This window comes from Dietzia aerolata, from assembly GCF_014144865.1.
Classification (GTDB): domain Bacteria; phylum Actinomycetota; class Actinomycetes; order Mycobacteriales; family Mycobacteriaceae; genus Dietzia; species Dietzia aerolata.
Map to the genome: position 1 here is coordinate 1 of NZ_JAALDM010000017.1, position 23,245 is coordinate 23,245.

Genomic DNA, 23,245 nt, shown 5'->3' on the forward strand with positions numbered 1-23,245 from the left:
CAACCCCACCTTCGGGGACACCGCCCGGAGCGTCGAGGCGTTCGTCCTGGACGAATCCGCGGACCTGTACGGCAGGCTCGCCGCCGTCGACTTCGTCGACCACGTCCGCGACATGGAGAAGTTCTCGTCCGTCGACGAGCTGCTCGTGGCCATGGGGCGCGATGTCGCCCGGACCCGGGAGATCCTCGAACTGTGAGCGCCGCCCGCTCGGGCAGGCGGGCGGCCCATTCGGGCGCGCGGGCGACCTGCTCGGGCATGCCGGCGGCCTGCTCGGGCGGTGAGCGCTGATTGGGGCCCGAGGGTGCACGGCTGGTAAGGTCATCCCTCGGCCCTCCTGCGGTCCGCGGCGGCGGGGCCATACATTTTCTGCGGACTGGAACAACCAGGAGTAACCATGGCTCTGAGCACCGAAGAGAAGAAGGCCGTACTGGCCGAGTACGGGATCCACGAGACCGACACCGGCTCGCCCGAGGCCCAGGTCGCGCTTCTCACCACGCGCATCACGCAGCTCACCGAGCACCTCAAGACCCACCAGCACGACCACCACTCGCGTCGTGGCCTGCTGCTGCTGGTCGGCCGTCGCCGTCGTCTGCTCAAGTACGTCGCCAAGGTCGACATCAACCGCTACCGCGCGCTGATCGAGAAGCTCGGTCTGCGTCGCTGAGCATCGTCGCTCGAACGACTTTCACGGTCCCCGTCCTGGTCTCCAGGGCGGGGATCGTTTTTTATGGCGCTAAGCGCAGCGTCGGCGTTGGCCGGGGGAGGCGCGCCCGTGCGCCCCGGTGACCCGCCGTGTTTTCCCTGATAGCCTGGCTCCCGGCCGGTGCACACGTACCGGGGTGGTCGACAGGTCCGATTGGCGGTCCTCGGTAGTGGCTGCCGGAGCAGAAGATGCCCGTATCTGACGGGGCACCGACTCCGGCCGCTTCGATCGAAGACCGAGGTCGTACCGGGACCCCTCAACGTGTCGCCCGGTGGCGCGCGGCGGTTTGCTCCGCCCGGCGCCCCTACACACCCGACACGACAGGAATATCTATGTCACAGATTACGGCCGTTGAGGTCGAAGACGGGGTCTTCGAGTCCGTCGCCACCATCGACAACGGTGACTTCGGTCGCCGCGAGATCCGATTCGAGACCGGTCGGCTGGCCCAGCAGGCCGCCGGCTCCGTCGTTGCCTACCTCGACGACGACACGATGCTGCTGTCGGCCACCACGGCCGGCAAGCACCCCAAGGAGCACTTCGACTTCTTCCCGCTCACGGTGGACGTCGAGGAGCGGATGTACGCCGCCGGCCGCATCCCCGGCTCGTTCTTCCGGCGCGAGGGACGTCCCAGCACCGACGCCATCCTCACCTGCCGCCTGATCGACCGGCCGCTGCGCCCGACGTTCGCGGACGGCGTCCGCAACGAGGTCCAGGTCGTGGTGACGGTCCTGAGCCTGGATCCCAAGGACCTGTACGACGTGGTCGCGATCAACGCCGCGTCCGCCTCCACCCAGCTGTCCGGTCTTCCGTTCTCCGGCCCCGTGGGCGGCGTGCGTATCGCGCTCATTCCGACCGCGGACAACCCGGCCGGCACGTGGGTCGCGTTCCCGACCGTCGAGCAGCTCGAGGGTGCGGTGTTCGACATGGTCGTCGCCGGCCGGGTCATCGGCTCCGGTGACAAGGCCGACGTGGCCATCATGATGGTCGAGGCCGAGGCCACCGACACGGTGCTCGAGAAGGTCGCCGGTGGCGCCCAGGCGCCGACCGAGGACGTCGTGGCACAGGGCCTCGAGGCCGCCAAGCCCTTCATCGCCGAGCTGTGTGCCGCGCAGCAGGCGCTGGCCACCGCCGCACCCAGCACCCCGCGCGAGTTCCCGCTCTTCCCGCCGTATGCCGACGACGCGTACGCAGCGGTCGCCGAGGTCGCGGAGGCCAAGCTCGGCGAGATCATGCAGATCGCCGACAAGCAGGAGCGCGACGACGCGACCGACGAGCTCAAGGCCGCGGTTCTCGAGCAGCTCACCGAGCGCTTCGAGGACCGCCTGGGCGAGGTCGGAGCGGCCTTCAAGTCGCTCACCAAGTCGATCGTGCGCAAGCGGATCCTCACCGATCACTTCCGCATCGACGGTCGTGGCATCCGGGACATCCGCGCCCTGTCCGCCGAGGTCGAGATCGTTCCCCGCGCCCACGGCTCGGCTCTGTTCGAGCGAGGCGAGACCCAGATCATGGGTGTGACCACCCTCGACATGGTCAAGATGGCGCAGCAGATCGACTCGCTCGGTCCGGAGACCAGCAAGCGCTACATGCACCACTACAACTTCCCGCCGTACTCCACCGGTGAGACCGGTCGCGTGGGTTCGCCCAAGCGCCGCGAGATCGGCCACGGTGCGCTCGCCGAGCGCGCCCTTGTGCCGGTGCTGCCCAGCGTCGAGGAGTTCCCGTACGCCATCCGTCAGGTCTCGGAGGCGCTCGGCTCCAACGGCTCCACGTCGATGGGCTCGGTGTGTGCCTCGACCCTGTCGATGCTCAACGCCGGCGTGCCGCTCAAGGCCCCCGTCGCGGGCATCGCGATGGGTCTCGTTTCCGACGAGATCGACGGCGAGACCCGCTACGTCGCCCTCACCGACATCCTCGGTGCCGAGGACGCGTTCGGTGACATGGACTTCAAGGTCGCCGGCACGGGCATGTTCGTCACCGCCCTGCAGCTGGACACCAAGCTCGACGGTATCCCTTCCGAGGTCCTGGCTGGTGCGCTGACCCAGGCCCGCGAGGCCCGTCTGACGATCCTCGACGTGATGGCCGAGGCCATCGACGAGCCGGACGAGCTGAGCCCGTTCGCCCCGCGGATCGTCTCCATCAAGGTTCCCGTCGACAAGATCGGTGAGGTCATCGGGCCCAAGGGCAAGATGATCAACTCGATCACGGAGGAGACCGGCGCCAACGTCTCGATCGAGGACGACGGCACCGTGTACATCGCCGCGACCGACGGTGACTCCGCGCAGGCCGCGATCGACAAGATCAACGCCATCGCCAACCCGCAGCTGCCCAAGGTCGGCGAGCGCTTCCTCGGCACCGTCGTCAAGACCGCCCCGTTCGGTGCGTTCCTGTCGCTGCTGCCCGGTCGCGACGGCCTGGTGCACATCTCCAAGCTCGGCCAGGGCAAGCGCATCGCCAAGGTCGAGGACGTGGTGAACGTCGGCGACAAGATGCAGGTCGAGATCGCGGACATCGACAACCGCGGCAAGATCAGTCTGGTCCCGGTCTCCGAGGACGCCGAGCAGTCCGCGGACGACGCGAGCGACGACTGATCACTCGCCGGGTCGCTGACAGTCGACCCGGCGGCCACGAGGCACGCACCCCGGTTCCGGGGTGCGTGCCTCGACTCGTCATGAGAAGGGACCGGAAACCGTGGAAACCTCCATCCGTGTGGACCAGTCGATCCCCGGGATCAGGGTCGTGACCGAGCGGATGCCGTGGTGCCACAGCGCCGCTGTCGGAATCTGGGTGGGATCCGGCTCCGCCGATGAGGGACCCGACGAACACGGCGCCGCCCATTTCCTAGAGCATGTCCTGTTCAAACGCACCGCCTCGGCATCCGGGCGGGAGCTCTCCGAACGGATAGACCTCCTGGGAGGCGATCTCAACGCCTACACCGGCCGCGAGCACACCTGCTATCACGTGCACGTCCCCGCTGAGGGGCTGTCCGACGCCGTCGCGGTGCTCTCGGATGTGGTCGCTGGGGGACTGTGCCATCCGGATGACGTCGAGATCGAACGCGACGTCATCCTCGACGAGCTCGCCGGTCGATCGGATGACCCGGAGGACCTGGCGTGCGAGCTGGCCACCACGGCCGTGCTGGGCACCGACCCGCTGGCCCGGCCGATCATCGGCACCGAGGAGTCTGTGGAACACCTCGATGCCGACACACTGACATCGTTTCGTCAGCGGATCCTCCGAGAAGGCAACGTGGTGGTGTCCGCGGCCGGGAACATCGACCACGACAGGTTGGTTCGGTGGATTTCCCAGGGCCCACTTCCTGGCATGCTCGGCCCCCGCGAATCGTCTGTTTCCGCCACGGCCCGGGTATGGGCGCCCGAATCCGTCGTCGTGGGCGAGGACGAGGACTCGGAACAGGTGCTGTTCGCCCTCGCCCGGCGTACACCTGCCCGGGTTCACTCCGACCGCGCGGCCGCCCAGGTGGCCACCGCCGTCCTCGGGGGAGGGCTCAGCTCGAGACTCTTCCAACGCATCAGGGAAGACCTCGGGCTGGCCTACACGGTGTACGCATCGATGGATCAGTTCCGGCACACGGGGGTGTTGTCCGTGGTCGCCGGGTGCCCGGCAGACCGAGCAGCCGGACTGCTCGATGAATTGGCGACGGTGGTGTCCGGGATGACCAGCTCGGCACCCTGCCCCGATGAGGTGAATCGGGCGATCGGTCACCTCACCGGCTCCATCCGGCTCGGACTGGACGATCCGCTGTCGAGGATGACGCGCATCGGTCGGCATCTGCTCGACCGGGACACCATCATCCCTGTCGCGGACTCCATGAAAAGGTTGCGCGACGTCTCACGGGACGACGTGGTGGACTACTGGGCCGAGGAGTCGGCCCCGTGGTGCCTGGCAGCAGTGGGGCCCGGCATGCCCCACGGCGGCGCGGCTGGGCTTATCAACGCGCTTGGCCGATAGTCTGGAAACTGAACTGGCGATCCTAAGGAGACGATGACGGTGACGAAGGTCGGAGTGCTCGGTGCACGCGGCAAAGTGGGCACGGCAATCTGCGACGCCGTTCGTGCCGCGGACGATATGGAGCTCGTCGCGGAGATCGACCAGGGTGACGCCCTGCAGTCGCTCGTCGACTCCGGAGCCGAGGTCGTGGTCGACTTCACCCATCCCGATGTGGTGATGCCCAACCTGGAATTCTGCGTCGCCAATGGCATCCATGCCGTTGTCGGCACCACCGGGTTCACCGAGGACCGGCTCGATACGCTCCGCGGATGGCTTGAGGCGAGCCCGGGCACCGGCGTCCTGATCGCACCGAACTTTGCCATCGGCGCGATCCTGATGATGCGTTTCGCCGTCCAGGCAGCCAAGTACTTCCCGTCGGCCGAGATCATCGAACTGCATCACCCCAACAAGGCAGATGCGCCCTCGGGCACCGCTCACCGCACGGCGGCGATGATGGGCCAGGCGCGCGCTGACGCGGGCCTCGGTCCGTCACCCGATGCCACGTCCACCGGGCTCGACGGTGCACGCGGCGCCGACGTCGACGGCGTGCGTGTCCACTCGGTCCGTGTCACCGGGCTCGTCGCGCACCAAGAAGTACTGCTCGGGACGCAGGGTGAAACCCTGACCATCCGCCATGACTCCCTGGACCGGACTTCGTTTGCTCCGGGAGTTCTGCTCGGCGTACGGCAGATCGCGAACGCCCCGGGCCTGACCGTAGGCCTGGACAGCTTCATGGATCTGTAGGTCCTGCATCGTGGATAAGTTCGTCAAACCACTGGTGATGTTCCTCGCCGCGGCGGGGCTGCTGGTGGCATTCGGTTACCTCCTCTTCCTTGGGTGGTCGATGATCGCCGCCTCCGAACACGTCGCGATGCAAGGCCTCGGGGTCGGGATCATCCTGCTCACCGTCGTTGGCGCCTGGGCGACGTGGGCGATCCTGCGAAACGGCTTCGAGCTCCAGCGAATCTCCGCCGCCGCTGCCGCCGAGGGGATCGAGCTCGACATCTCGGGGTTGGACCACCGACCGTCGGGCCGGCTGGAGCATGATGCCGCCGATGCTCTGTTTGACGAGGTCAGCGCCGAATATCAGGCGGATCCCGAGAACTGGCGTACGAACTACCGGTTGGCCAGGGCCTATGACCATGCCGGCGATCGTCTTCGGGCTCGCGAGGTGATGCGGACGGCGATGGACCTCCGCTCGGCAGAGCAAGCAGGACAGGGGAGTGCGAGATGAGTACCGTCCTGGTGGTCCACCACGCCCCATCGCCGCGGCTTCGGCGGCTGTTGGAAGCCATCGAAACCGGCCTGGCGCATCCAGAGCTGGAGGGGATCTCGGTTGAGTCCGTGCCGGCACTCGCCACCACCGATGATCATGTCTTGCGGGCCGACGGCTACGTGTTTCTCACCCCGGCCAATTTCGGGTACATGTCCGGTGCGCTCAAGCATTTCTTCGACCGCACCTACTACACCTGTGAGGGTGCGGTGTCCGGTCGCCCCTACGCCTTGTGCGTCCACGGGGACAACGACACCTCGGGCGCAGTGACGTCCGTTGAGAAGATCACCACGGGGTGGGCGCTGCAGGCGGTTGCCCCGGCAGCTCAGATCACCGGTGAGCCCGGTCGTGAAGAGTTGGACTCGGTCGCCGACTCAGCGGCCACTGTCGCCGCGCATCTGCTCGGCTGAACACAATCAGCCAGCCAGGAAGTACAAAGGAGCCCCACCATGTCCGAACTCGTCCGGCGGCAGGTCCGCATGGTGGCGCACACCCGGTTCACCCCACCCGAGGAACTTGAATGGGAAACCGACGCTGAGGGTGGATCCGCCCTCGCCGAGTTCGCCGGCCGTGCCTGCTATCAGAGCTGGGACAAGCCGAATCCGCGGACCGCGACCAACGCCGGGTACCTCAGGCACATTCTCGAGGTAGGGCACCTGTCGGTGTTCGAACACGCCACCGTGACGTTCTACATCACCGGGATCTCTCGTTCCTGCACCCATGAGCTGATCCGGCACCGACACTTTTCCTACAGCCAGCTTTCGCAGCGCTTCGTTCCGGAGCATGACTCGAAGGTCGTCCCACCTCCCGCCATCGCCGACGATCCCGAGCTCGTCGAGATCTTCCAGCGCGCGACGGACGCATCCCGGGAAGCCTATGCGGAGATGCTCACCAAGTTGGAGCAGCGGTTCGCGGACGTGCCCAATCCGATGCTCCGGCACAAGCAGGCGCGACAGGCTGCACGGTCGGTTCTGCCGAATGCCACGGAAACCCGCATCGTCGTGACCGGAAATTATCGGTCCTGGCGGCATTTCATCGGTATGCGTGCGACCGAGCATGCCGACACCGAGATCCGTGGGCTGGCGATCGACGTACTTCGCAAGCTCCGTGACGTGGCGCCCTCGGTGTTCTCCGATTTCGAAATCGCGACGTTGGACGACGGGTCGGAGATCGCCGTCAGCCCGTACGTGCTCGAGGGTTGAACGTGATGCGCGTCCCAATCTCGGTCCCGATCGCAGGGTCTGAATCGGATTCCGTGTGGTCGTGCGGGTACTCTGGGACACCATGACACACGTGACCACTGGGGTATCAGGGTCGGCTGCACGCCGCTCCGTCCCCTCCGAATCCGGCCGCCCCGCGCCGTTCGGCACGGTCATCACGGCGATGGTCACTCCTTTCGGGTCCGACGGTTTCGTCGACCTGAAGGCGGTCGCCAGTGTCGCACGACATCTCGTGGACTCAGGATGCGACGGTCTCGTCGTATCCGGAACCACGGGGGAGTCGCCCACCACGTCTGACGCCGAGAAACTGGCGGTACTGGAAACAGTCGTGGCGGAAGTAGGGGATCGGGCGACGATCGTCGCCGGAGTGGGCACCTATGACACGGCGCACTCCATCCACGCGGCCCGCCAGGCCGCGGCCTCGGGTGCCCACGGATTGCTCGTGGTCACCCCCTACTACTCCAAGCCGACGCAGGCCGGCCTGGATATTCATTTCCGTTCGATCGCCGACGCCACCGAGTTGCCGGTGATGTTGTACGACATCCCGCCACGCTCCGTGGTCCCCATCCAGGCGGACACCCTTATCGGGCTGTCCGGTCATCCGAACATCGTGGCCGTCAAAGACGCCAAGGGCGACTTCCACGACGCGGAGACGGTCATGTCGCACTGCGATCTCGTCTACTACTCCGGTGACGACCAACTCAACCTTCCCTGGTTGTCCGTCGGCGCCGCGGGATTCGTCAGCGTGATCGGGCACGTAGCAGCTCGGCAGCTGGTCGAACTCCGGAGCGCGTACCTCGCCGGTGATGTCGAGACCGCTCGTCGAATTAACCTCGGACTCCTCCCGTTGTTCGACGCCCAGAGGGCGCTCGGAGGCGTGTCTATGTCCAAAGCAGCACTTGAACTTCTCGGGATCCCGGCCGGTGTGCCGCGACTCCCGCAGTTACCACCAACCGATGAGCAGCGCGACGCCCTGGCGGCGCTGCTTCACAGAGCAGGAGTCATTGCATGACAGATAATCCGACATCAACTGATAATCCCGACTCCGGTCGTAGTCGCGGCCGTTCGCGTCGGGCCGCAGGTCGTCCCTCGGGGGCGCCCGCACCCGTCACCGCAGTCCAGTTCACCGAACCCAACGCAGCCTCCTCCAACGAGGGGAAGGCTCAGCAGTCGAAGGGCGCGGAGCAGAAGGCGACCGAGCAGAGCAACACCGCGAAATCAGGCAGCGGACAGGGGGCGGCCGGTGCGTCGAAGTCCGGTTCGCGTGGACGAAGGGGATCTTCCTCCGACTCGAACGGGTCATCTGCGCGGTCAGACAAGGGCGCGGACAACCAGGGCGGGGGCAAGCGCTCCGGTGGCCAGGGCAACGGCGGCGGTCAGAATGGCGGCGGCCAGAACAACGGTGGCCAGAACGGCGGGGGCAAGAACTCCGGTGGCCAGGGCGGCGGACGTAACCGTGGCGGCCGGGGCCGTGGTCGCGGCCGTGGGGATTCCTCGACCGCTGAATTCGGCGGCGTCAAGACCATGCAGGGCGCTGACATGACCGTGCGTCTTCCGAGCCCGCCGAAGGCTCGCAAGGGCGCGCTGCGGGTGGTCGCGCTCGGCGGCATCTCGGAGATCGGCCGCAACATGACGGTCTTCGAGTACAACTCGAAGCTGCTCATCGTGGACTGTGGCGTGCTGTTCCCGAGCTCGACCGAGCCCGGCGTCGACCTGATCCTCCCGGATTTCGATCACATCGAGGATCGCCTCGACCAGGTTGAGGCGCTCGTGCTCACGCACGGTCACGAGGACCACATCGGCGCGATCCCGTTCCTGCTCAAGTTGCGCCCGGACATCCCGATCGTGGGCTCCAAGTTCACGCTCGCACTCGTGGCGGCCAAGTGCCGTGAGCACCGCATCAAGCCTGTGTTCCGCGAGGTCGACGAGTCCACCATCTCGTCCTTCGGGGCCTTTGAGGTGCGGTACTTCGACGTCAACCACTCGATTCCGGAATGCCTCGGCGTCGTCATCAAGGCCGGGGGCAACTCCGTAATGATGACCGGCGACATCAAGCTCGATCAGCTGCCCACCGACAAACGGCCCACCGACCTGCCCAAGATGTCGCGCTTCGGCGACGAGGGAATCGACCTGCTGCTGGTCGACTCGACCAACGCCACGACGCCGGGGATCAGCCCGTCCGAGGCGGGCGTGCGCCCCGCACTCGAGCGCCTCATCACCGACGCGCGCAAGCTCGTCGTGGTCGCCTGCTTCGCATCTAACGTCTACCGCGTGCAGTCGGTCATCGACGCCGCCGCGATGGCAGGGCGCAAGGTCGCGCTCAACGGCCGGTCCATGCTCCGCAACATGGAGATCGCGCTCGAGATGGGACTACTCACCGACCCCTCTCGCGTCATCGTCGACATGGACACCGCCGGCAAGCTGCCTCCCGAGAAGCTCGTCGTGGTGACCACGGGTACTCAGGGCGAGTCGATGGCCGGGCTCTCACGGATGTCCCGGCGCGAGCATCGTCAGGTGAACCTCGGCGAGGGCGACACCGTGCTGTTCTCCTCGTCACTGGTGCCCGGAAACGAGGAAGCCGTGTTCGGTGTCATGAACAGCCTGTCGCAGATGGGCGTCGAGGTCATCACCGGTCGTGACGCCAACATCCACGTGTCCGGTCACGGCTATTCCGGCGAACTGCTGTTCATCTACAACGCGGTGCGACCCAAGAACGCGATGCCGGTCCACGGCGAGTGGCGTCATCTCCGTGCGAACAAGGCGCTCGCCGTCGCCACCGGCGTGCCCGAGCAGAACGTCGTCCTCGCGCAGAACGGCGTGGTCGTCGACCTCGTCGACAGCAAGGCCTCCGTCGTGGGCCAGGTCCCCGTCGGAAACCTCTACGTTGACGGGCTCTCGACCGGCGACGTCGGTGACACGGTCCTTGCCGACCGCACGGCGCTCGCCGAAGACGGCTTCATCGTCGCGACCGTTGTGGTGGACCCGCGGACCGGTCGACCGGTGAGCAAGCCGCAGATCATCGGCAAGGGATTCACCGACGAACCAGGGGCACTCGCCCCCGTGGTGGAGCTGGTGGAGAACGCCCTGTGGGACCTCGCAGGGGAGGGAGAGACCGATCCCTACCGGTTCGCGCAGGCCGTTCGCCGCACCGTTGGCCGCTGGGTGTCGGAGAAGTGGCGTCGTAAGCCGATGATCGTCCCGACGGTCATCACCTCGGCGGTAGCCGAGAACTGACCGACGGGGGCCGAGACACCCGGCCACCTGTACGACCGGACCCGTATCGCGCTTGCGGAACCCTGCGCGCGATGCGGGTCCGGGCCCATTTCGGACGGATCGGGCAGTCCACGATGAGGTTCGTCGGCGCGGCGGTCATCTCGACGGCGGCCTTCCTGGCAACGTTGAGCGCAGGATCGCGATGAACGATCCACGCGAGTGTCACGGTGTGTTGTCAGCCACTTTCTCCTGATGGTGGACGTTTCGCCTGTTCAGCGCGCTCTTAGTGGGCTCGAAACCCATTCACAGAACGGTTGCGCCATCGAGTGCCCCACCCGCGGCGTGTGGCTGCTGTTACCAGTGGGGTTTAAGACGATAGAGTGACAGCCATGGCATCCACCTCGAGCACGCGATCCACACGTGCGCCCGGCGGACGGCGCCCCGCGTCGAAATCCGGTGCGCAGCGGTCGACCACGTCCACCTCCCCGAAGACGCGGGGCGGGAGTTCGCGGCGTGGTGCGGTCGTCTCGACCCCGAAGCCGGGCACGCGTTCTGCGCAACGAGGTGCCGGCCGTGCGGGGTCACGCCCCGCATCGCAGGCTCCGGAGCGGACCTCCGGGGCGTTCGGTGCCGTGGGACGCGGACTGCGCGGAGGCTGGTCGACACTCGCGAAGGGCGTCGGGCACAGCGTCCGCGGCCTCGGGCCCGGGTCCGACGACGACAAGGCGATTCCCCCGCACCGGCGTGACGGTCTCGGCCTAGTCCTGATCGGCGTGGCGATCGTGTTCGCCGCAGCGGTGTGGTTCAGCGCCGCAGGGCCGGTCGGCCAGTGGATCGACACCGGAATCCGGACCGTCGTGGGAACCCCCGGAGCCCTCCTCCCGCTGCTGCTCGGCGGCTGGGGCGTGCTCGTCATGGCCCGTGAGCCTCGTTCCGACGTCCACTCCCGGTGGCTTGTCGGGACGATCATCACCGCGCTCGGCGTGCTCGGACTGTGGCACCTGGCGTCCGGGTCGCCCGCGGATCCCGAGGGCGTCCGGTCCGGTGGGGGAGTGCTCGGCCGGATCGTCGGTGGTGGAATCGAATCCGGACTGTCCGTGTTCGTCGCCGTCCCGATCCTGCTGCTGATCATCGCCTTCGGAGTGTTGGTGCTCATCGGCCGTCCCGCACGGGAGATCCCCGGCCTGGTCCGTAGTTTCTTCGGCTGGGACGGAAGCGCCGATCTCGACGACTACGACTACGACGACATCGAGGACAGCGCGACCACCGCCTACCCGATTTCAGAGACCGTCGGAGCCGACGATCCGGAACCGGCACCGGATCGCGCGGCAGGACGGCGTTCGTCCCGTCGCCGGGTGTCGGCATGGTCGGACACACCCACCACCGGGGAGACGGTGGAGATGCCCGCGGCGACCGAGACCAGATCTCGGCACAGGCCCGCGGCGGCGGGTGCGGATGTTGCCGGCACGCGGGCGGATGTCGATCCCGAGTCGACGACCGTGCCCACCGAGGCGGCAGCGGCAGCGACGGCCGCTGGTGCCGTCGCCGGTGCGGCGGGTGCCCGGGCCGCACGGCCCAACCGGACCGCCGGCAAGAAGGCCCCGGCGGCGCCTGCATCGGACCGGGCCGCAGTGGACACCTCCGCGGTGCCACAGACCAACACCCCGGCGAGCCACACCGCCTCGGACACCGACGGCGAACAGCTGGACTCGCAGACACAGCTGCTCAGCGGTGTCGACTACACGCTCCCGCCGCTGAAGCTTCTCACCGCCGGCGACCCGCCGAAGGAACGCAGCGAGTCCAACGATCAGATGATCGAGGCGATCCAGGGGGTCCTGGAGCAGTTCAAGATCGACGCCGCGGTCACGGGCTTCACCCGTGGCCCGACAGTCACTCGCTACGAAGTCGAGCTCGGCCCCGGCGTGAAGGTCGAGAAGATCACGGCCCTGCACCGCAACATCGCGTACGCGGTGGCGACCGACAACGTCCGCCTGCTGGCGCCCATCCCGGGCAAGTCCGCAGTCGGTATCGAGGTGCCGAACCTCGATCGAGAATTGGTGCGCCTGGCCGACGTGCTCACCGATCCCGCGACCGCCAACAAGCACAATCCGATGCTCATCGGGCTGGGCAAGGACATTGAGGGCGACTTCGTCACTGCCGATCTGGCCAAGATGCCGCATCTGCTCGTGGCCGGTTCGACGGGCTCCGGTAAGTCGAGCTTCGTCAACTCGATGCTCGTGTCACTGCTGACGCGGGCCACCCCCGACGAGGTCCGCCTCATCCTGGTTGACCCCAAGATGGTCGAGCTGACCCCGTACGAGGGCATCCCGCACCTCATCACCCCGATCATCACCCAGCCCAAGAAGGCGGCGTCGGCTCTGGCCTGGCTGGTCGAGGAGATGGAGCAGCGCTACCAGGACATGAAGTCCACCCGCGTGCGCCACATCTCAGACTTCAACGACCGGGTGCGTTCGGGTGCCATCACGACGCCGCCCGGCAGCGAGCGTGAGTACCGCCCGTACCCGTTCATCGTCGCCGTGGTGGACGAGCTCGCCGACCTGATGATGACCGCACCGCGCGACATCGAGGACGCGATCGTCCGCATTACGCAGAAGGCCCGTGCCGCCGGTATCCACCTGGTGCTCGCCACGCAGCGCCCCTCGGTGGACGTGGTGACCGGTCTGATCAAGACCAACGTGCCCTCGCGTCTGGCGTTCGCCACCTCCTCGCTCACGGACTCCCGGGTCATCCTCGACCAGGCCGGCGCGGAGAAGCTCATCGGTATGGGCGACGGACTGTTCATCCCGATGGGTGCGTCACGCCCGGTGCGTATGCAGGGCGCGTTCATCACCGACGAGGAGATCCACGAGGTCGTCGACTACGCCAAGAACCAGGCGGAGCCGGAGTACGACGAGACGGTCACCGAGTCCAAGGATGAGGGCAAGAAGGATATCGACGCCGATATCGGCGACGACCTGGATGACCTGCTCGCCGCGGTCGAGCTGGTGGTCTCGAGCCAGTTCGGCTCGACCTCGATGCTGCAGCGCAAGCTGCGCGTGGGCTTCGCGAAGGCCGGCCGCCTCATGGACCTCATGGAGTCCCGCGACATCGTGGGCCCGTCCGAGGGATCCAAGGCCCGCGAGGTGCTCGTCCGACCCGAGGAGCTGGCGTCGGTGCTGTGGATGATCAAGGGCGGGACCCCGCCCGAGGAGTCCGCGGACGACGGGCTGGATGAGCCCGCGGACCTCGAGGACCCGGTCGAGTCGCCCGTCGGCTGATGCCGGCCCGTTGATGTTGGTCGGCTGACGCCGGCCTGTTGATCAGGACATCGCGCCGAACACCGGCTTCCACTGCCGGATTGTCACCGACGAGACGAAGCCCTGGACGCAGTGCGGGTCCTTGCCCACCAGGGCGGCGGCGCCGGCCTCGTCGTCGTCCTCCACGATCAGTAACGCACCGGACCCGTCGACGAACGGTCCCACGGTGTGGATCGTGCCCTCGGCCACCCGGGCGGCCAACCACTCACGGTGGGCGGGCTTGTTGGCCTCGCGCGCGTCGGTCTGGGCGTCCTCGTACGTGTAGGTCACGGCGAACATCGGCACGGCGGGGTTCTCCTCAGGAAAATCTCGGGGGAGCCGAGCTCCCCGTCAGGGCTTTTGTCGGATGGGTGGTTACTGTCACAAGAGTAGGCGTGCGGGTCTGGCTAAGGTGAGGGGGTGACTACCTCCACGACCGGTGACGGCGCCCCGACCTCCGAGGTCCCAGTCCTCAACATCGCGAACGTCCTCACGGTGCTCCGGATCATCCTGGTACCGGTGTTCGTGGTGGTGTTCTTCATCGACGGCGCCCAGGACGCGTGGTGGAGGGTCGGCGCGTTTGCGGTGTTCGCCATCGCGATGATGACCGACTACGTCGACGGCTACCTCGCCCGCAAGCTCGGGCTGGTCACCGACTTCGGCAAGATCGCCGACCCGATCGCCGACAAGGCCCTCATGGCCGCGGCGATGATCTCGCTGTCGCTCGTCCACGAACTGTTCTGGTGGGTGACCATCGTGATCCTCGTGCGCGAGATCGGCATCACCCTGTGGAGATTCTTCGGGGTCGACCACGTGGTGGCGGCCAGCAAGGGCGGCAAGCTCAAGACCGTCACGCAGACTCTCGGCGTGGGGCTGCTCATCCTGCCGTTGCCGTACTGGGTGTGGCCTGGCGAATGGCTGATCATGGGCGTCGCCGTGGCGCTGACCGTCTACACGGGGATCGACTACGTGGTCAAGGCCCGGCAAGCGGCGCGATGATCTCCTCCCGCGCGATGGCCTTCTCTGACGTGGCGGCCGAGCTCGTCGCCGTGCTGAGGGGGCGGGGCTGGACTCTGGCGACCGCGGAATCGTTGACGGCGGGCCTGCTGTCGGCGACCGTCGCCGATGTGCCGGGGGCCAGCGCGGTGCTGCGCGGCGGCGTGGTAGTGTACGCGACCGACCTCAAACACGAGCTCGCCGGGGTCCCACCCGAGGTCCTGGAACGGCACGGGGCGGTGTCTGCCGAGACCGCGCGCGCCCTGGCCTCGGGCGCCGCGTCGAGGTGCGGGGCCGACGTGGGAATCGGCCTGACCGGCGTGGCGGGCCCCGACGAGCAGGAGGGTCAGCCGGTCGGGACCGTGCACGTGGGACTGTGCGTACCGGGACGTGGGGTGTGGTCCCAGCGGCTCGAGCTGACGGGCGACCGGCGCCGGATCCGGGAGGGTGCGTGCCGCGCCGCGATGGACATTCTCCTGGACGTGGCGAGGGTCCCCGGCGAGGCCACCAGCGGTGACGGGTCGGCGCCGGGACAGGCACCATGACGACGACGACATCGCGCACAGTGGCGGGAACGATTTCGGAGGGACGTGCGTTGTACCCGTTGATGCCGAACATCCAGATGACCACGCTGCCCCGTCCCGACCATCTCTCCTCTCCGCCCCTGCTGCGCGAGACACTCGGGACGGTCCTTCGTGGATTGCGCGGCGAGTCCGGTCGGACCCTGCGCGACGTGGCAGATGCGGCGCGGGTCAGTCCCGGCTATCTCTCCGAGATCGAGCGGGGTCGCAAAGAGGCATCCAGTGAGCTCCTCGCGTCGATCTCCGGGGCCCTCGATGTCTCCCTCGGTGAGATCCTCATCCGTGCGGCGCTCGAGGTGTCGCCCCCGGGTACTTTCGTCGAGCCCGTCCTCGCGGCCTGACGGTTTCACTAGTCAACTCCGGGTGGTCCACCCACGGCGGTGTTCGGTACCGTAGAGCAGACCCGTCGTCCGAATCGGCAGAAGGACAAAACGCAGAGATGGCCAATCCGTTCACAAAGGCATGGCGCTACCTGATGGCGTTGTTCGATTCGAAGATCGACGAGCACGCTGATCCGAAGGTGCAGATCCAGCAGGCCATTGCGGATGCGCAGCGGCAGCACCAGCAGCTGTCGCAGCAGGCCGCCGCAGTCATCGGCAACCAGCGTCAGCTGGAGATGAAGCTCAACCGTCAGCTCGCGGACATCGAGAAGCTGCAGGGTTCGACCCGGCAGGCACTGCAGATGTCCGACCAGGCTCGTCAGAACGGCGACGCGCAGAAGGCGACGGAGTACGAGAACGCCGCCGAGGCCTTCGCCGCCCAGCTCGTCACCGCGGAGCAGAACGTCGAGGACCTCAAGGGTCTGCACGACCAGTCGCTCCAGGCGGCGGGACAGGCCAAGAAGGCCGTCGAGCAGAACGCGATGGTGCTGCAGCAAAAGGTCGCCGAGCGCACCAAGCTGCTGAGCCAGCTAGAGCAGGCCAAGATGCAGGAGCAGGTCAGCGCCTCCCTGCAGTCGATGTCGGAGATGTCGTCCGGCGGCAACACCCCGAACCTGGACCAGGTCCGCGACAAGATCGAACAGCGGTACGCCAACGCGCTCGGTTCGGCGGAGCTCGCCCAGAACTCGGTGCAGGGTCGGATGATGGAGATCGAGCAGGCATCCACCCAGATGGCCGGGCACAGCCGCCTCGAGCAGATTCGTGCGTCGATGCAGGCCGAGGGTGGCCAGCTGAACCAGGGATCCGGCAATGCCGGGCAGCTCGGCCAGGGCCAGTCGCAGCCGGCCACGCCGCCCCAGCAGCAGCAGGCGCAGACCGAACAGCAGTGATCTCGTAGGGCAACGGGCCGTCGGCGGAATCGCCGGCGGCCCGTCGTCGTCCGAATACCGCAGACCCGCATACCGCATTGTCGAACTCGAAGGAGGGGAGCGCGTGACGCTGACCGAATTCCATGCCCGGGCCGTGGAGGCCTTCGGAGAACTGCGGGCCGACCATCTCGTCAGGACCCACCACCTGGCCTCGTGTGGCGGTCGAACGGCACACGAGGCGATCGACGGCGGCCAGTCCGTCAAGCAGGTCTGGTTGGCATTGTGCGATGAGTTCGAGGTTTCTGACCGGTTGCGCTGACAGGCCGGGCCGGGAGTCGAGCTGGAGGGCGAGCCGGGCGATCGCACCGGCGTGTCGTTCGACCTCGAACAGGCGTTCGCCATACACTGGTGGTCGATCGCGGAGAGTTCGGCGCTATCCACAGGGGCCGTCCCGCTCCACAGGAATCCGGCGTCGGGGCTGGTAGGACATGTTGTGTCGTACCCGACCCGTAACGTCCGCGAGTGACACCACGAAAGACCGGCCGGCGAGAAGCCGGTGGTCGAGATGAACGGAGCAGACACATGGCAGCTAAGGCCAAGACGGGGACCGGAAAGGCCGGTGCCGCACAGAACCGGGAGCAGGCGCTCGAGTTGGCGTTGGCCCAGATCGACAAGGCCTACGGCAAGGGTTCGGTCATGCGCCTGGGTGATGACACCCGTCCGCCGGTCCAGGTGATCCCTTCCGGCGCGCTGTCGCTGGACGTGGCCCTCGGGGTGGGCGGCTTCCCCCGCGGCCGCGTCGTGGAGATCTACGGCCCGGAGTCCTCGGGTAAGACCACGGTGGCGCTCCACGCCGTGGCCAACGCCCAGGCCGCTGGCGGCATCGCGGCGTTCATCGACGCGGAGCACGCGCTTGACCCGGAGTACGCCCGCAAGCTCGGCGTGGACACGGACAATCTGATCGTCTCGCAGCCCGACACGGGTGAGCAGGCGCTCGAGATCGCGGACATGCTCGTCAAGTCGGGCGCGATCGACATCCTGGTGATCGACTCGGTGGCCGCGCTCGTCCCGCGTGCGGAGATCGAGGGCGAGATGGGTGACAGCCACGTCGGTCTGCAGGCCCGCCTCATGAGCCAGGCCCTGCGGAAGATGACGGGCGCACTGCACAGCACCGGTACCACCGCGGTGTTCATCAACCAGCTGCGCGAGAAGATCGGCGTCATGTTCGGATCGCCGGAGACCACCACCGGCGGTAAAGCGCTCAAGTTCTACGCCTCGGTCCGGCTCGACGTGCGCCGGATCGAGACGCTCAAGGACGGTGCGGACGCCGTCGGTAACCGCACCAAGGTCAAGGTCGTCAAGAACAAGGTGGCACCGCCCTTCAAGATCGCGGAGTTCGACATCGTCTACGGCGAGGGCATCAGCCGCGAGGGCTCGCTCATCGACATGGGCGTCGAGAACGGCTTCATCAAGAAGTCCGGCTCCTGGTTCACCTACGGCCAGGACCAGCTCGGCCAGGGTAAGGAGAACGCCCGCCGCTATCTCAAGGAGAACCCGGAGGTGCGGGACGAGATCGAGCGCAAGATCCTCGACAAGCTCAACATCGGCGCGGGTGCAGAAATCGCGGAGATCGAGGCGGAGTCTGACGAGGACGCGCCGATCGACGTGGTGCCCGTCGAATTCTGATGCCGGGGGAGCGCACAGCTCCGCCCACCGTCGGTCCGGACGTGGACCTGGAAGGTTTGCGGGCGTCCATCGCGGCGGTCGAGGCGCGGCCGGCGGGCTCCGAAGACCTGCCACCGCTCGCCCCGGAAGCCCATGAGGCAGCCACCGCGTCGCTGCGGCTGCTGCGGTACCGGCCGCGGAGTGAGCAGGAACTGCGAGACCGGCTGGCGGAGAAGGAGCATCCACCGGAGGCGATCGACGAGGCGATCGGTCGCCTCCGGGCATGGGGATTAATCGACGACGCGGAGTTCGCGGCCGAGTGGGTCCGTGGTCGTCGGCGCCGTCGCGGTCGCTCCCGGGGCGCACTGGAGCGGGAACTCCGCGGCAAGGGTGTCGGTGAGGCGCACATCGCTGACGCCGTCGCGGATATCGATGCCTCGGACGAACGCGAGCAGGCCACCGAGCTGGTGCGTACCCGCCTGGCGCGGCGCTACCCCGGAGCGGTCGACAGGGAAGCCGCGGTCGGCGAGCGTCGCCGACTCGTGGCGTTCCTCGCCCGTCGGGGCTATCCGACGGGGCTGGCCATGGCGGTCGTGGACTCGGAATTGGCGGCCCACGGCCCCTCCTGAGTACCCTGGCCTGCGTGGATTCTCTCGTGACCGACTCGCAGCCGGCGTCCAGAGACGCTCCGGAGCTGGGCACCGAACAGCGGACCTACCAGGTGCGTACGTTCGGCTGCCAGATGAACGTCCATGACTCCGAGCGGATGTCCGGGGTCCTGGAGGACGCGGGCTACGTCCCGTTCGAAGGGGAGGCGGACCCCGCCACCGGCGAACTGCCGGACCTCGTCGTGTTCAACACCTGCGCGGTACGGGAGAACGCCGACAACCGGCTGTACGGAACCCTCGGGCACCTGCGCCCGTGGAAGGACGCCAACCCGAAGCTGCAGATCGCCGTGGGCGGATGTCTGGCTCAAAAGGACAAGGACGTCGTCGTCTCCCGGGCACCGTGGGTTGACGTGGTGTTCGGCACCCACAACCTCGGCCACCTCGCGACGCTTCTCGAGCGGTCCCGGCACAATCAGCGGGCCGAGGTGGAGATCGCCGACTCACTCCAGCATTTCCCGTCCACACTGCCCGCGACGCGCGACTCGGCGTACGCCGGATGGGTCTCGGTGTCCGTGGGATGCAACAACACCTGCACGTTCTGCATCGTTCCGTCGCTGCGGGGCAAGGAGGTCGACCGGCGGCCCGGCGAGGTTCTCGCCGAGGTCCAGGCCCTCGCCGACGAGGGGGTCATCGAGGTGACCCTGCTCGGGCAGAACGTCAACGCCTACGGCAGGTCGTTTCATGATCCGGACGAGCCGTCGGACAAGGGCGCGTTCGCCAAGCTCCTGCGCGCCGCCGGACAGGTCGAGGGCATCGAGAGGATCCGGTTCACCTCCCCGCACCCGGCAGAGTTCACTGACGACGTGATCGAGGCGATGGCCACCACCCCGACCGTCTGTCCGCAGTTGCACATGCCACTGCAATCCGGTTCGGACCGGATACTGCGGGCCATGCGTCGGTCGTACCGCTCCGAGAAGTTCCTCGGCATCATCGACCGGGTTCGTGCCGCCATGCCGGAGGCCGCGATCACGACCGACATCATCGTCGGTTTCCCCGGAGAAACCGAAGAGGACTTCCAAGCGACCCTCGATGTGGTCGCCAAGGCCCGGTTCTCCAGCGCGTTCACCTTCCAGTACTCGCCGCGCCCGGGAACTCCCGCCGCCACCATGGAGGACCAGATCCCCAAGGCCGTGGTGCAGGAGCGCTACGAGCGCCTCATTGAACTGCAGGAACGGATCACGCTGGAGGAGAACCAGTCCCGGATCGGCCGCGAGGTCGAGGTGCTCGTCACGGCGGATGAGGGACGCAAGGACGCGGCCACCGCTCGCATGACCGGCCGGGCACGCGACGGGCGGCTAGTCCACTTCGCCCCGACCGGCGAATACGCCGGGCTGATCCGTCCGGGTGACGTCATCACGACCCGGATTACCGCCGCCGCACCGCACCACCTCCTCGCCGATGACGGTGTCCTGAGCCATCGCGCCACCCGTGCGGGGGATCGACACGAGGCGGGGGAGAAGCCCGAGACACCGCCGATCGGCGTCGGACTCGGACTGCCGACTCTGCGCAAAGATGCCGTGACCATCGAGGTCACAGAGAAGGGATGTCCCACGTGAGTAACGACGATCGTCCAGATCCCATCGCCGGGATCATGGAGGTGACCCAGAAAGCGGATTCGGAGCTCCGACGCAAGGACCGGGTCCTCGGGCGCACGCTCGTCGTCGGACGGCCGTACCTCGCGTCGACCGTGCTCATCGTTGTTCTCGCCGGACTGCTGCTGCTTCCCCATAGCGAGGGGGTGCGCGGATTCGACGTGCTGTTCTTCACCGAGGCCGCCGCGGACCAGAGGACATCGCTGCCGTCGCACATCTTCGTGCTGTTGTATTCCGTCGGAACCATCGGGTTCGGTGCGGTCATGATCCTCACCCAGAAGTGGTGGGCGGCGGGCATCGCATGGAGCGCCACGTGTGTGTCGGCGGTGTACGGCATCCTCGCGATCTGGCTCCGTCAGTCCGGTCGCGGACCCGACCCGGATTTCCAGGGCTTCGGTGCACCGGGGCTCGGCATGTACCTGAGCGAGATCGTGCTGTTCCTGCTCATCGGAACCCTCGCGGGTGTTCTGTGGACGCGCACCCCCGAGCAGCGCGAACTCGAAGAGGAAGCGCGCCACGGCGACGGCCGCTGACCGCGCCGCGCCGATGGACGGCGCCGCGGGTCGGCGCTGCGAGGTGAAGCCGCACAGCACAACGGGGGCGGGACGCATAGGCGTTCCGCCCCCGTTCGCGTGCTAGCTGCTAGCGCGTATCGACTGCGTTCTCCGCGGCCTCGGCCCATTCGCGCCACTGGGCGGCCTGAGCTCGGGCCTTTTCGGCGTCCTTGGCCTTGCCGGCTGCCTCGGCCTTGTTCGCCTGCTCCTCGAAGTCGCGAACACGGTCCCAGAACTGGCGGGCGCGCGCCTTGGCCTCCGGGTCCGTGCGACGCCATTCGGTGTCCGCGGCAGTCGAGACGGACTTCTCGATCGCCCGGATGCGGCTCTCGAGAGAGTTCATGCGGTTACGCGGGACCTTGCCGATCTCCTCCCAGCGGGACTGGAGCTCACGCAGGGTCGACCGGGCGGCCGCCAGGTCCGCAGTCGGATCGATGCGACCCTCGAATTCCGCCAGCAACGCCTCCTTGGCCTTGGCGTTGTCCTCGAATTCGGCGTCCCGCTCGGCAGCCGCGGCGTGCCGGGCGTCGAAGAAGGTGTCCTGCGCGGCCTTGAACCGCTTCCACAGTGCGTCGTCGGCCTCCCGCGGCGCCCTGCCCGCGGCCTTCCACTCGTCCATCAGGCGTCGATACGCGGTGGCGGTGTCGTTCCAATCAGTCGAGCCAGACATGGCCTCCGCCCGCTCGACGAGGTCCTCCTTGACCCGCTTCACCGACGCCCGGTTACGGTCGAGCTCCGCGAAGTGCGAACCGCGACGCCGGTTGAACGACTCACGCGCCTTGGAAAACCGCTTCCACAGGGCGTCGTCGGTCTTGCGGTCGATGCCCCGGATCGTCTTCCACTCCTCGAGGATCTCCCGCAGCCGGTCGCCGGCCGCCTTCCACTGCGTCGATTCCGCGCCGATCTGCTCGGCCTCCGTCGCGAGCTCCTCCTTGCGGGCGATGGCGGCAGCACGCTGCTCGTCCTTGCGCTGACGCGCTTTTGCCTCCACCTCACCGGAGCGTTCGATGATCGACGCCACCCGAGCCGACAGTGAGTCGAGGTCGCCCACCGCGGACGCGGTGGGGATCTGCTCGGCGAGAGCCTCCGCCGACGCGCGGGTCTTACGTGCGTCCTGCGGGTGCGTGTCCAGACGGGTCTCCAGCAGTGTGACCTCTGCCGCGAGATCGTCGAACCGGAGACCGAAATGCGCCAACCCCTCCGATGGGTCACCCGCCTGCCACGACCCGACCTGACGCTCGCCGTCTGCCGTCCGCACGAACACCGCGCCGGTCTCGTCGACCCGACCCCACTTGGACGGGTCGGATGGCCGATGTGCGGCCGGCTCCGGTACTGATGCCGGGCTCGGGGCGGCCTTTTTCGCCATCGCCGCCGGCGACGGTGCTCCGGGCCGCGGTCCCGGCCGCGGTCCCGGACGCGGTCCCGGCCGGGGGCCCGGGGTCGGCGACGAACCGCCGGAGTCCTGACCGCCGGTCGCGGTGGGTGCCTGGTCGCTCATCTGGTCCTCGTTTCCTTCTGCCGCGTATCACGGCCCCGTCACCGGGCGGGAAGCCCCGGTCATCGCCACGCCACCCTCTACAGCAGGGGGCATCCACCTAGTGTGTACCAACCTGACCGGGTTCGGAGGGTGTATCCGCGCGCGCCGACGCGCAAAGCCCACATCTCAGGGCGCTGCGTCGATGTCGGAGCCGACATCAGGCGGGTGAGTGCTGGCGGATAGGGGAGTCGGGCAGGTCAGTAAGGTTCCATGATGTGAGCACTTCCGTCGTCCTGATACCCGGCGCCCCGGCGCTAGTGCCGGAACTGTCCGGGGCCGCGTTCGCCGACAGCGCCGCACAGGTAGACACGGTGTGCGCCATGCTCCGCGAGGCCGCCCGGACAGCCCGACGGGTACTCGTCGTGGGAACCGACGAGCAGCGGCGAACGCTGCCCGATGTCCGCTCCACGCTCACCCGGTGGGGAGCCGACATCCCCGTCGGACGTGAGGGCGCGCCTGCCGCATCGCACGGCTCGGTGCCGGATCCGGCGCTCATCGGATGGTGGACGCTCGACCGCGCCGGCATCGAGCTCCCGCGCACCTTTACAGGTGTAGATGAGCGTGGTCCCGGGCACGATTGCCGACCCGCCGGCGACGATGCGGGAAACGCACCCGTCGAGGGTGTTGGCGTGGCAGCGGGGGACCTCGTCGTCGTCGTCGCGGACGTTCCGGAGCGCCGCCACTGAACAT

The 23,245-nt window shown here is 67.6% G+C and carries 23 protein-coding genes; 21 read left to right on the forward strand and 2 right to left on the reverse strand.

Translation table 11 applies throughout. The annotated features are described in order from the left end of the window. From G6016_RS01240 to G6016_RS01290, 11 genes are all read left to right on the forward strand, one after another. The coding region (locus tag G6016_RS01240; RefSeq protein WP_277815097.1) for a riboflavin kinase at positions 1 to 196 on the forward strand (196 nt) is incomplete at its 5' end. 198 nt (positions 197 to 394) lie between these two features. Continuing rightward, positions 395 to 664, forward strand: a complete 270-nt coding sequence (gene rpsO / locus G6016_RS01245) for a 30S ribosomal protein S15 (RefSeq protein WP_182630898.1) — start codon at positions 395 to 397, stop codon at positions 662 to 664. Positions 665 to 1,035: 371 nt separating this feature from the next. Then, complete coding sequence (locus G6016_RS01250; protein WP_182630899.1) at positions 1,036 to 3,291, forward strand: polyribonucleotide nucleotidyltransferase; 2,256 nt, start codon at positions 1,036 to 1,038, stop codon at positions 3,289 to 3,291. Between the two features lie 100 nt (positions 3,292 to 3,391). After that, positions 3,392 to 4,672, forward strand: coding sequence for an insulinase family protein (locus G6016_RS17615; protein ID WP_182630900.1), 1,281 nt, complete (start codon positions 3,392 to 3,394; stop codon positions 4,670 to 4,672). Positions 4,673 to 4,705: 33 nt separating this feature from the next. After that, entirely contained in the window at positions 4,706 to 5,455 is a 750-nt protein-coding gene (gene dapB, locus G6016_RS01260; RefSeq protein ID WP_182630901.1) for a 4-hydroxy-tetrahydrodipicolinate reductase, read from the forward strand. A 10-nt stretch (positions 5,456 to 5,465) separates the two neighbouring features. Further along, the gene (locus G6016_RS01265; protein WP_182630902.1) at positions 5,466 to 5,945 is read left to right on the forward strand and encodes a hypothetical protein; all 480 of its coding nucleotides are present in this window, start codon (positions 5,466 to 5,468) and stop codon (positions 5,943 to 5,945) included. Then, positions 5,942 to 6,394: a flavodoxin family protein gene (locus G6016_RS01270; protein ID WP_182630903.1), complete on the forward strand. Its 453-nt coding sequence runs from the start codon at positions 5,942 to 5,944 to the stop codon at positions 6,392 to 6,394. The genes G6016_RS01265 and G6016_RS01270 overlap by 4 nt, the downstream gene beginning before the upstream one ends. Before the next feature lie 39 nt (positions 6,395 to 6,433). Then, the gene (thyX, locus tag G6016_RS01275; protein ID WP_182630904.1) at positions 6,434 to 7,186 is read left to right on the forward strand and encodes an FAD-dependent thymidylate synthase; all 753 of its coding nucleotides are present in this window, start codon (positions 6,434 to 6,436) and stop codon (positions 7,184 to 7,186) included. Positions 7,187 to 7,268: 82 nt separating this feature from the next. Then, positions 7,269 to 8,216 (forward strand): 4-hydroxy-tetrahydrodipicolinate synthase, encoded by a 948-nt coding sequence (dapA, locus tag G6016_RS01280; RefSeq protein WP_182630905.1) that lies wholly within the window; start codon positions 7,269 to 7,271, stop codon positions 8,214 to 8,216. Then, the gene (locus G6016_RS01285) at positions 8,213 to 10,438 is read left to right on the forward strand and encodes a ribonuclease J (RefSeq protein WP_241729648.1); all 2,226 of its coding nucleotides are present in this window, start codon (positions 8,213 to 8,215) and stop codon (positions 10,436 to 10,438) included. Before dapA ends, G6016_RS01285 begins: the two co-directional genes overlap by 4 nt. A gap of 611 nt (positions 10,439 to 11,049) precedes the next feature. Beyond that, the gene (locus G6016_RS01290; RefSeq protein ID WP_422110425.1) at positions 11,050 to 13,695 is read left to right on the forward strand and encodes an FtsK/SpoIIIE family DNA translocase; all 2,646 of its coding nucleotides are present in this window, start codon (positions 11,050 to 11,052) and stop codon (positions 13,693 to 13,695) included. 42 nt (positions 13,696 to 13,737) lie between these two features. Here G6016_RS01290 and G6016_RS01295 read toward each other — a convergent pair whose 3' ends face one another. Then, on the reverse strand, positions 13,738 to 14,013 hold the full coding sequence (locus G6016_RS01295) for a YciI family protein (protein ID WP_187354219.1): 276 nt from the start codon (positions 14,011 to 14,013) through the stop codon (positions 13,738 to 13,740). A 120-nt stretch (positions 14,014 to 14,133) separates the two neighbouring features. On the opposite strand from G6016_RS01295, the gene pgsA reads away from it, so the two are divergent. The 9 genes from pgsA to G6016_RS01340 all read left to right on the forward strand — a co-directional run bounded on the left by pgsA (position 14,134) and on the right by G6016_RS01340 (position 20,997). Then, entirely contained in the window at positions 14,134 to 14,712 is a 579-nt protein-coding gene (gene pgsA / locus G6016_RS01300; protein ID WP_182630908.1) for a CDP-diacylglycerol--glycerol-3-phosphate 3-phosphatidyltransferase, read from the forward strand. Between the two features lie 14 nt (positions 14,713 to 14,726). Then, complete coding sequence (locus G6016_RS01305; RefSeq protein WP_182630909.1) at positions 14,727 to 15,254, forward strand: nicotinamide-nucleotide amidohydrolase family protein; 528 nt, start codon at positions 14,727 to 14,729, stop codon at positions 15,252 to 15,254. Beyond that, positions 15,251 to 15,631, forward strand: a complete 381-nt coding sequence (locus tag G6016_RS01310; RefSeq protein WP_277815098.1) for a helix-turn-helix domain-containing protein — start codon at positions 15,251 to 15,253, stop codon at positions 15,629 to 15,631. Before G6016_RS01305 ends, G6016_RS01310 begins: the two co-directional genes overlap by 4 nt. A gap of 98 nt (positions 15,632 to 15,729) precedes the next feature. Further along, entirely contained in the window at positions 15,730 to 16,560 is an 831-nt protein-coding gene (locus G6016_RS01315; protein WP_182630910.1) for a PspA/IM30 family protein, read from the forward strand. A 103-nt stretch (positions 16,561 to 16,663) separates the two neighbouring features. Further along, positions 16,664 to 16,858, forward strand: a complete 195-nt coding sequence (locus G6016_RS01320) for a DUF3046 domain-containing protein (protein WP_182630911.1) — start codon at positions 16,664 to 16,666, stop codon at positions 16,856 to 16,858. A gap of 263 nt (positions 16,859 to 17,121) precedes the next feature. Beyond that, on the forward strand, positions 17,122 to 18,225 hold the full coding sequence (gene recA / locus G6016_RS01325; protein ID WP_182630912.1) for a recombinase RecA: 1,104 nt from the start codon (positions 17,122 to 17,124) through the stop codon (positions 18,223 to 18,225). A 41-nt stretch (positions 18,226 to 18,266) separates the two neighbouring features. Next, positions 18,267 to 18,833, forward strand: a complete 567-nt coding sequence (locus tag G6016_RS01330; RefSeq protein ID WP_338403468.1) for a regulatory protein RecX — start codon at positions 18,267 to 18,269, stop codon at positions 18,831 to 18,833. A 65-nt stretch (positions 18,834 to 18,898) separates the two neighbouring features. Continuing rightward, positions 18,899 to 20,428 carry a tRNA (N6-isopentenyl adenosine(37)-C2)-methylthiotransferase MiaB gene (gene miaB / locus G6016_RS01335; protein WP_182630919.1) on the forward strand — a complete coding sequence of 510 codons (1,530 nt, stop codon included), beginning with the start codon at positions 18,899 to 18,901 and terminating at the stop codon, positions 20,426 to 20,428. Then, on the forward strand, positions 20,416 to 20,997 hold the full coding sequence (locus G6016_RS01340) for an Rv2732c family membrane protein (RefSeq protein ID WP_182630914.1): 582 nt from the start codon (positions 20,416 to 20,418) through the stop codon (positions 20,995 to 20,997). Before miaB ends, G6016_RS01340 begins: the two co-directional genes overlap by 13 nt. Positions 20,998 to 21,106: 109 nt before the next feature. On the opposite strand, the gene G6016_RS01345 is transcribed toward G6016_RS01340, so the two are convergent. Then, on the reverse strand, positions 21,107 to 22,516 hold the full coding sequence (locus G6016_RS01345; RefSeq protein ID WP_182630915.1) for a DUF349 domain-containing protein: 1,410 nt from the start codon (positions 22,514 to 22,516) through the stop codon (positions 21,107 to 21,109). A 254-nt stretch (positions 22,517 to 22,770) separates the two neighbouring features. Here G6016_RS01345 and G6016_RS01350 point away from each other — a divergent pair, with 254 nt between their 5' ends. Then, a complete protein-coding gene (locus tag G6016_RS01350; RefSeq protein WP_182630916.1) occupies positions 22,771 to 23,241 on the forward strand; it encodes a hypothetical protein in 471 nt (156 codons plus the stop codon). The last annotated feature ends 4 nt before the right edge of the window (positions 23,242 to 23,245 follow it).

Excerpts from the sequence above, each read along its gene's own strand:
- rpsO (WP_182630898.1), top strand. The coding sequence starts at position 395 with ATGGCTCTGAGCACCGAAGAGAAGAAGGCCGTACTGGCCGAGTACGGG.
- G6016_RS01250 (WP_182630899.1), top strand. The coding sequence starts at position 1,036 with ATGTCACAGATTACGGCCGTTGAGGTCGAAGACGGGGTCTTCGAGTCC.
- dapB (WP_182630901.1), top strand. The coding sequence starts at position 4,706 with ATGACGGTGACGAAGGTCGGAGTGCTCGGTGCACGCGGCAAAGTGGGC.
- G6016_RS01270 (WP_182630903.1), top strand. The coding sequence starts at position 5,942 with ATGAGTACCGTCCTGGTGGTCCACCACGCCCCATCGCCGCGGCTTCGG.
- thyX (WP_182630904.1), top strand. The coding sequence starts at position 6,434 with ATGTCCGAACTCGTCCGGCGGCAGGTCCGCATGGTGGCGCACACCCGG.
- dapA (WP_182630905.1), top strand. The coding sequence starts at position 7,269 with ATGACACACGTGACCACTGGGGTATCAGGGTCGGCTGCACGCCGCTCC.
- G6016_RS01285 (WP_241729648.1), top strand. The coding sequence starts at position 8,213 with ATGACAGATAATCCGACATCAACTGATAATCCCGACTCCGGTCGTAGT.
- G6016_RS01295 (WP_187354219.1), bottom strand. The coding sequence starts at position 14,013 with ATGTTCGCCGTGACCTACACGTACGAGGACGCCCAGACCGACGCGCGC.
- G6016_RS01305 (WP_182630909.1), top strand. The coding sequence starts at position 14,727 with ATGGCCTTCTCTGACGTGGCGGCCGAGCTCGTCGCCGTGCTGAGGGGG.
- G6016_RS01310 (WP_277815098.1), top strand. The coding sequence starts at position 15,251 with ATGACGACGACGACATCGCGCACAGTGGCGGGAACGATTTCGGAGGGA.
- G6016_RS01315 (WP_182630910.1), top strand. The coding sequence starts at position 15,730 with ATGGCCAATCCGTTCACAAAGGCATGGCGCTACCTGATGGCGTTGTTC.
- recA (WP_182630912.1), top strand. The coding sequence starts at position 17,122 with ATGGCAGCTAAGGCCAAGACGGGGACCGGAAAGGCCGGTGCCGCACAG.
- G6016_RS01340 (WP_182630914.1), top strand. The coding sequence starts at position 20,416 with ATGTCCCACGTGAGTAACGACGATCGTCCAGATCCCATCGCCGGGATC.
- G6016_RS01345 (WP_182630915.1), bottom strand. The coding sequence starts at position 22,516 with ATGAGCGACCAGGCACCCACCGCGACCGGCGGTCAGGACTCCGGCGGT.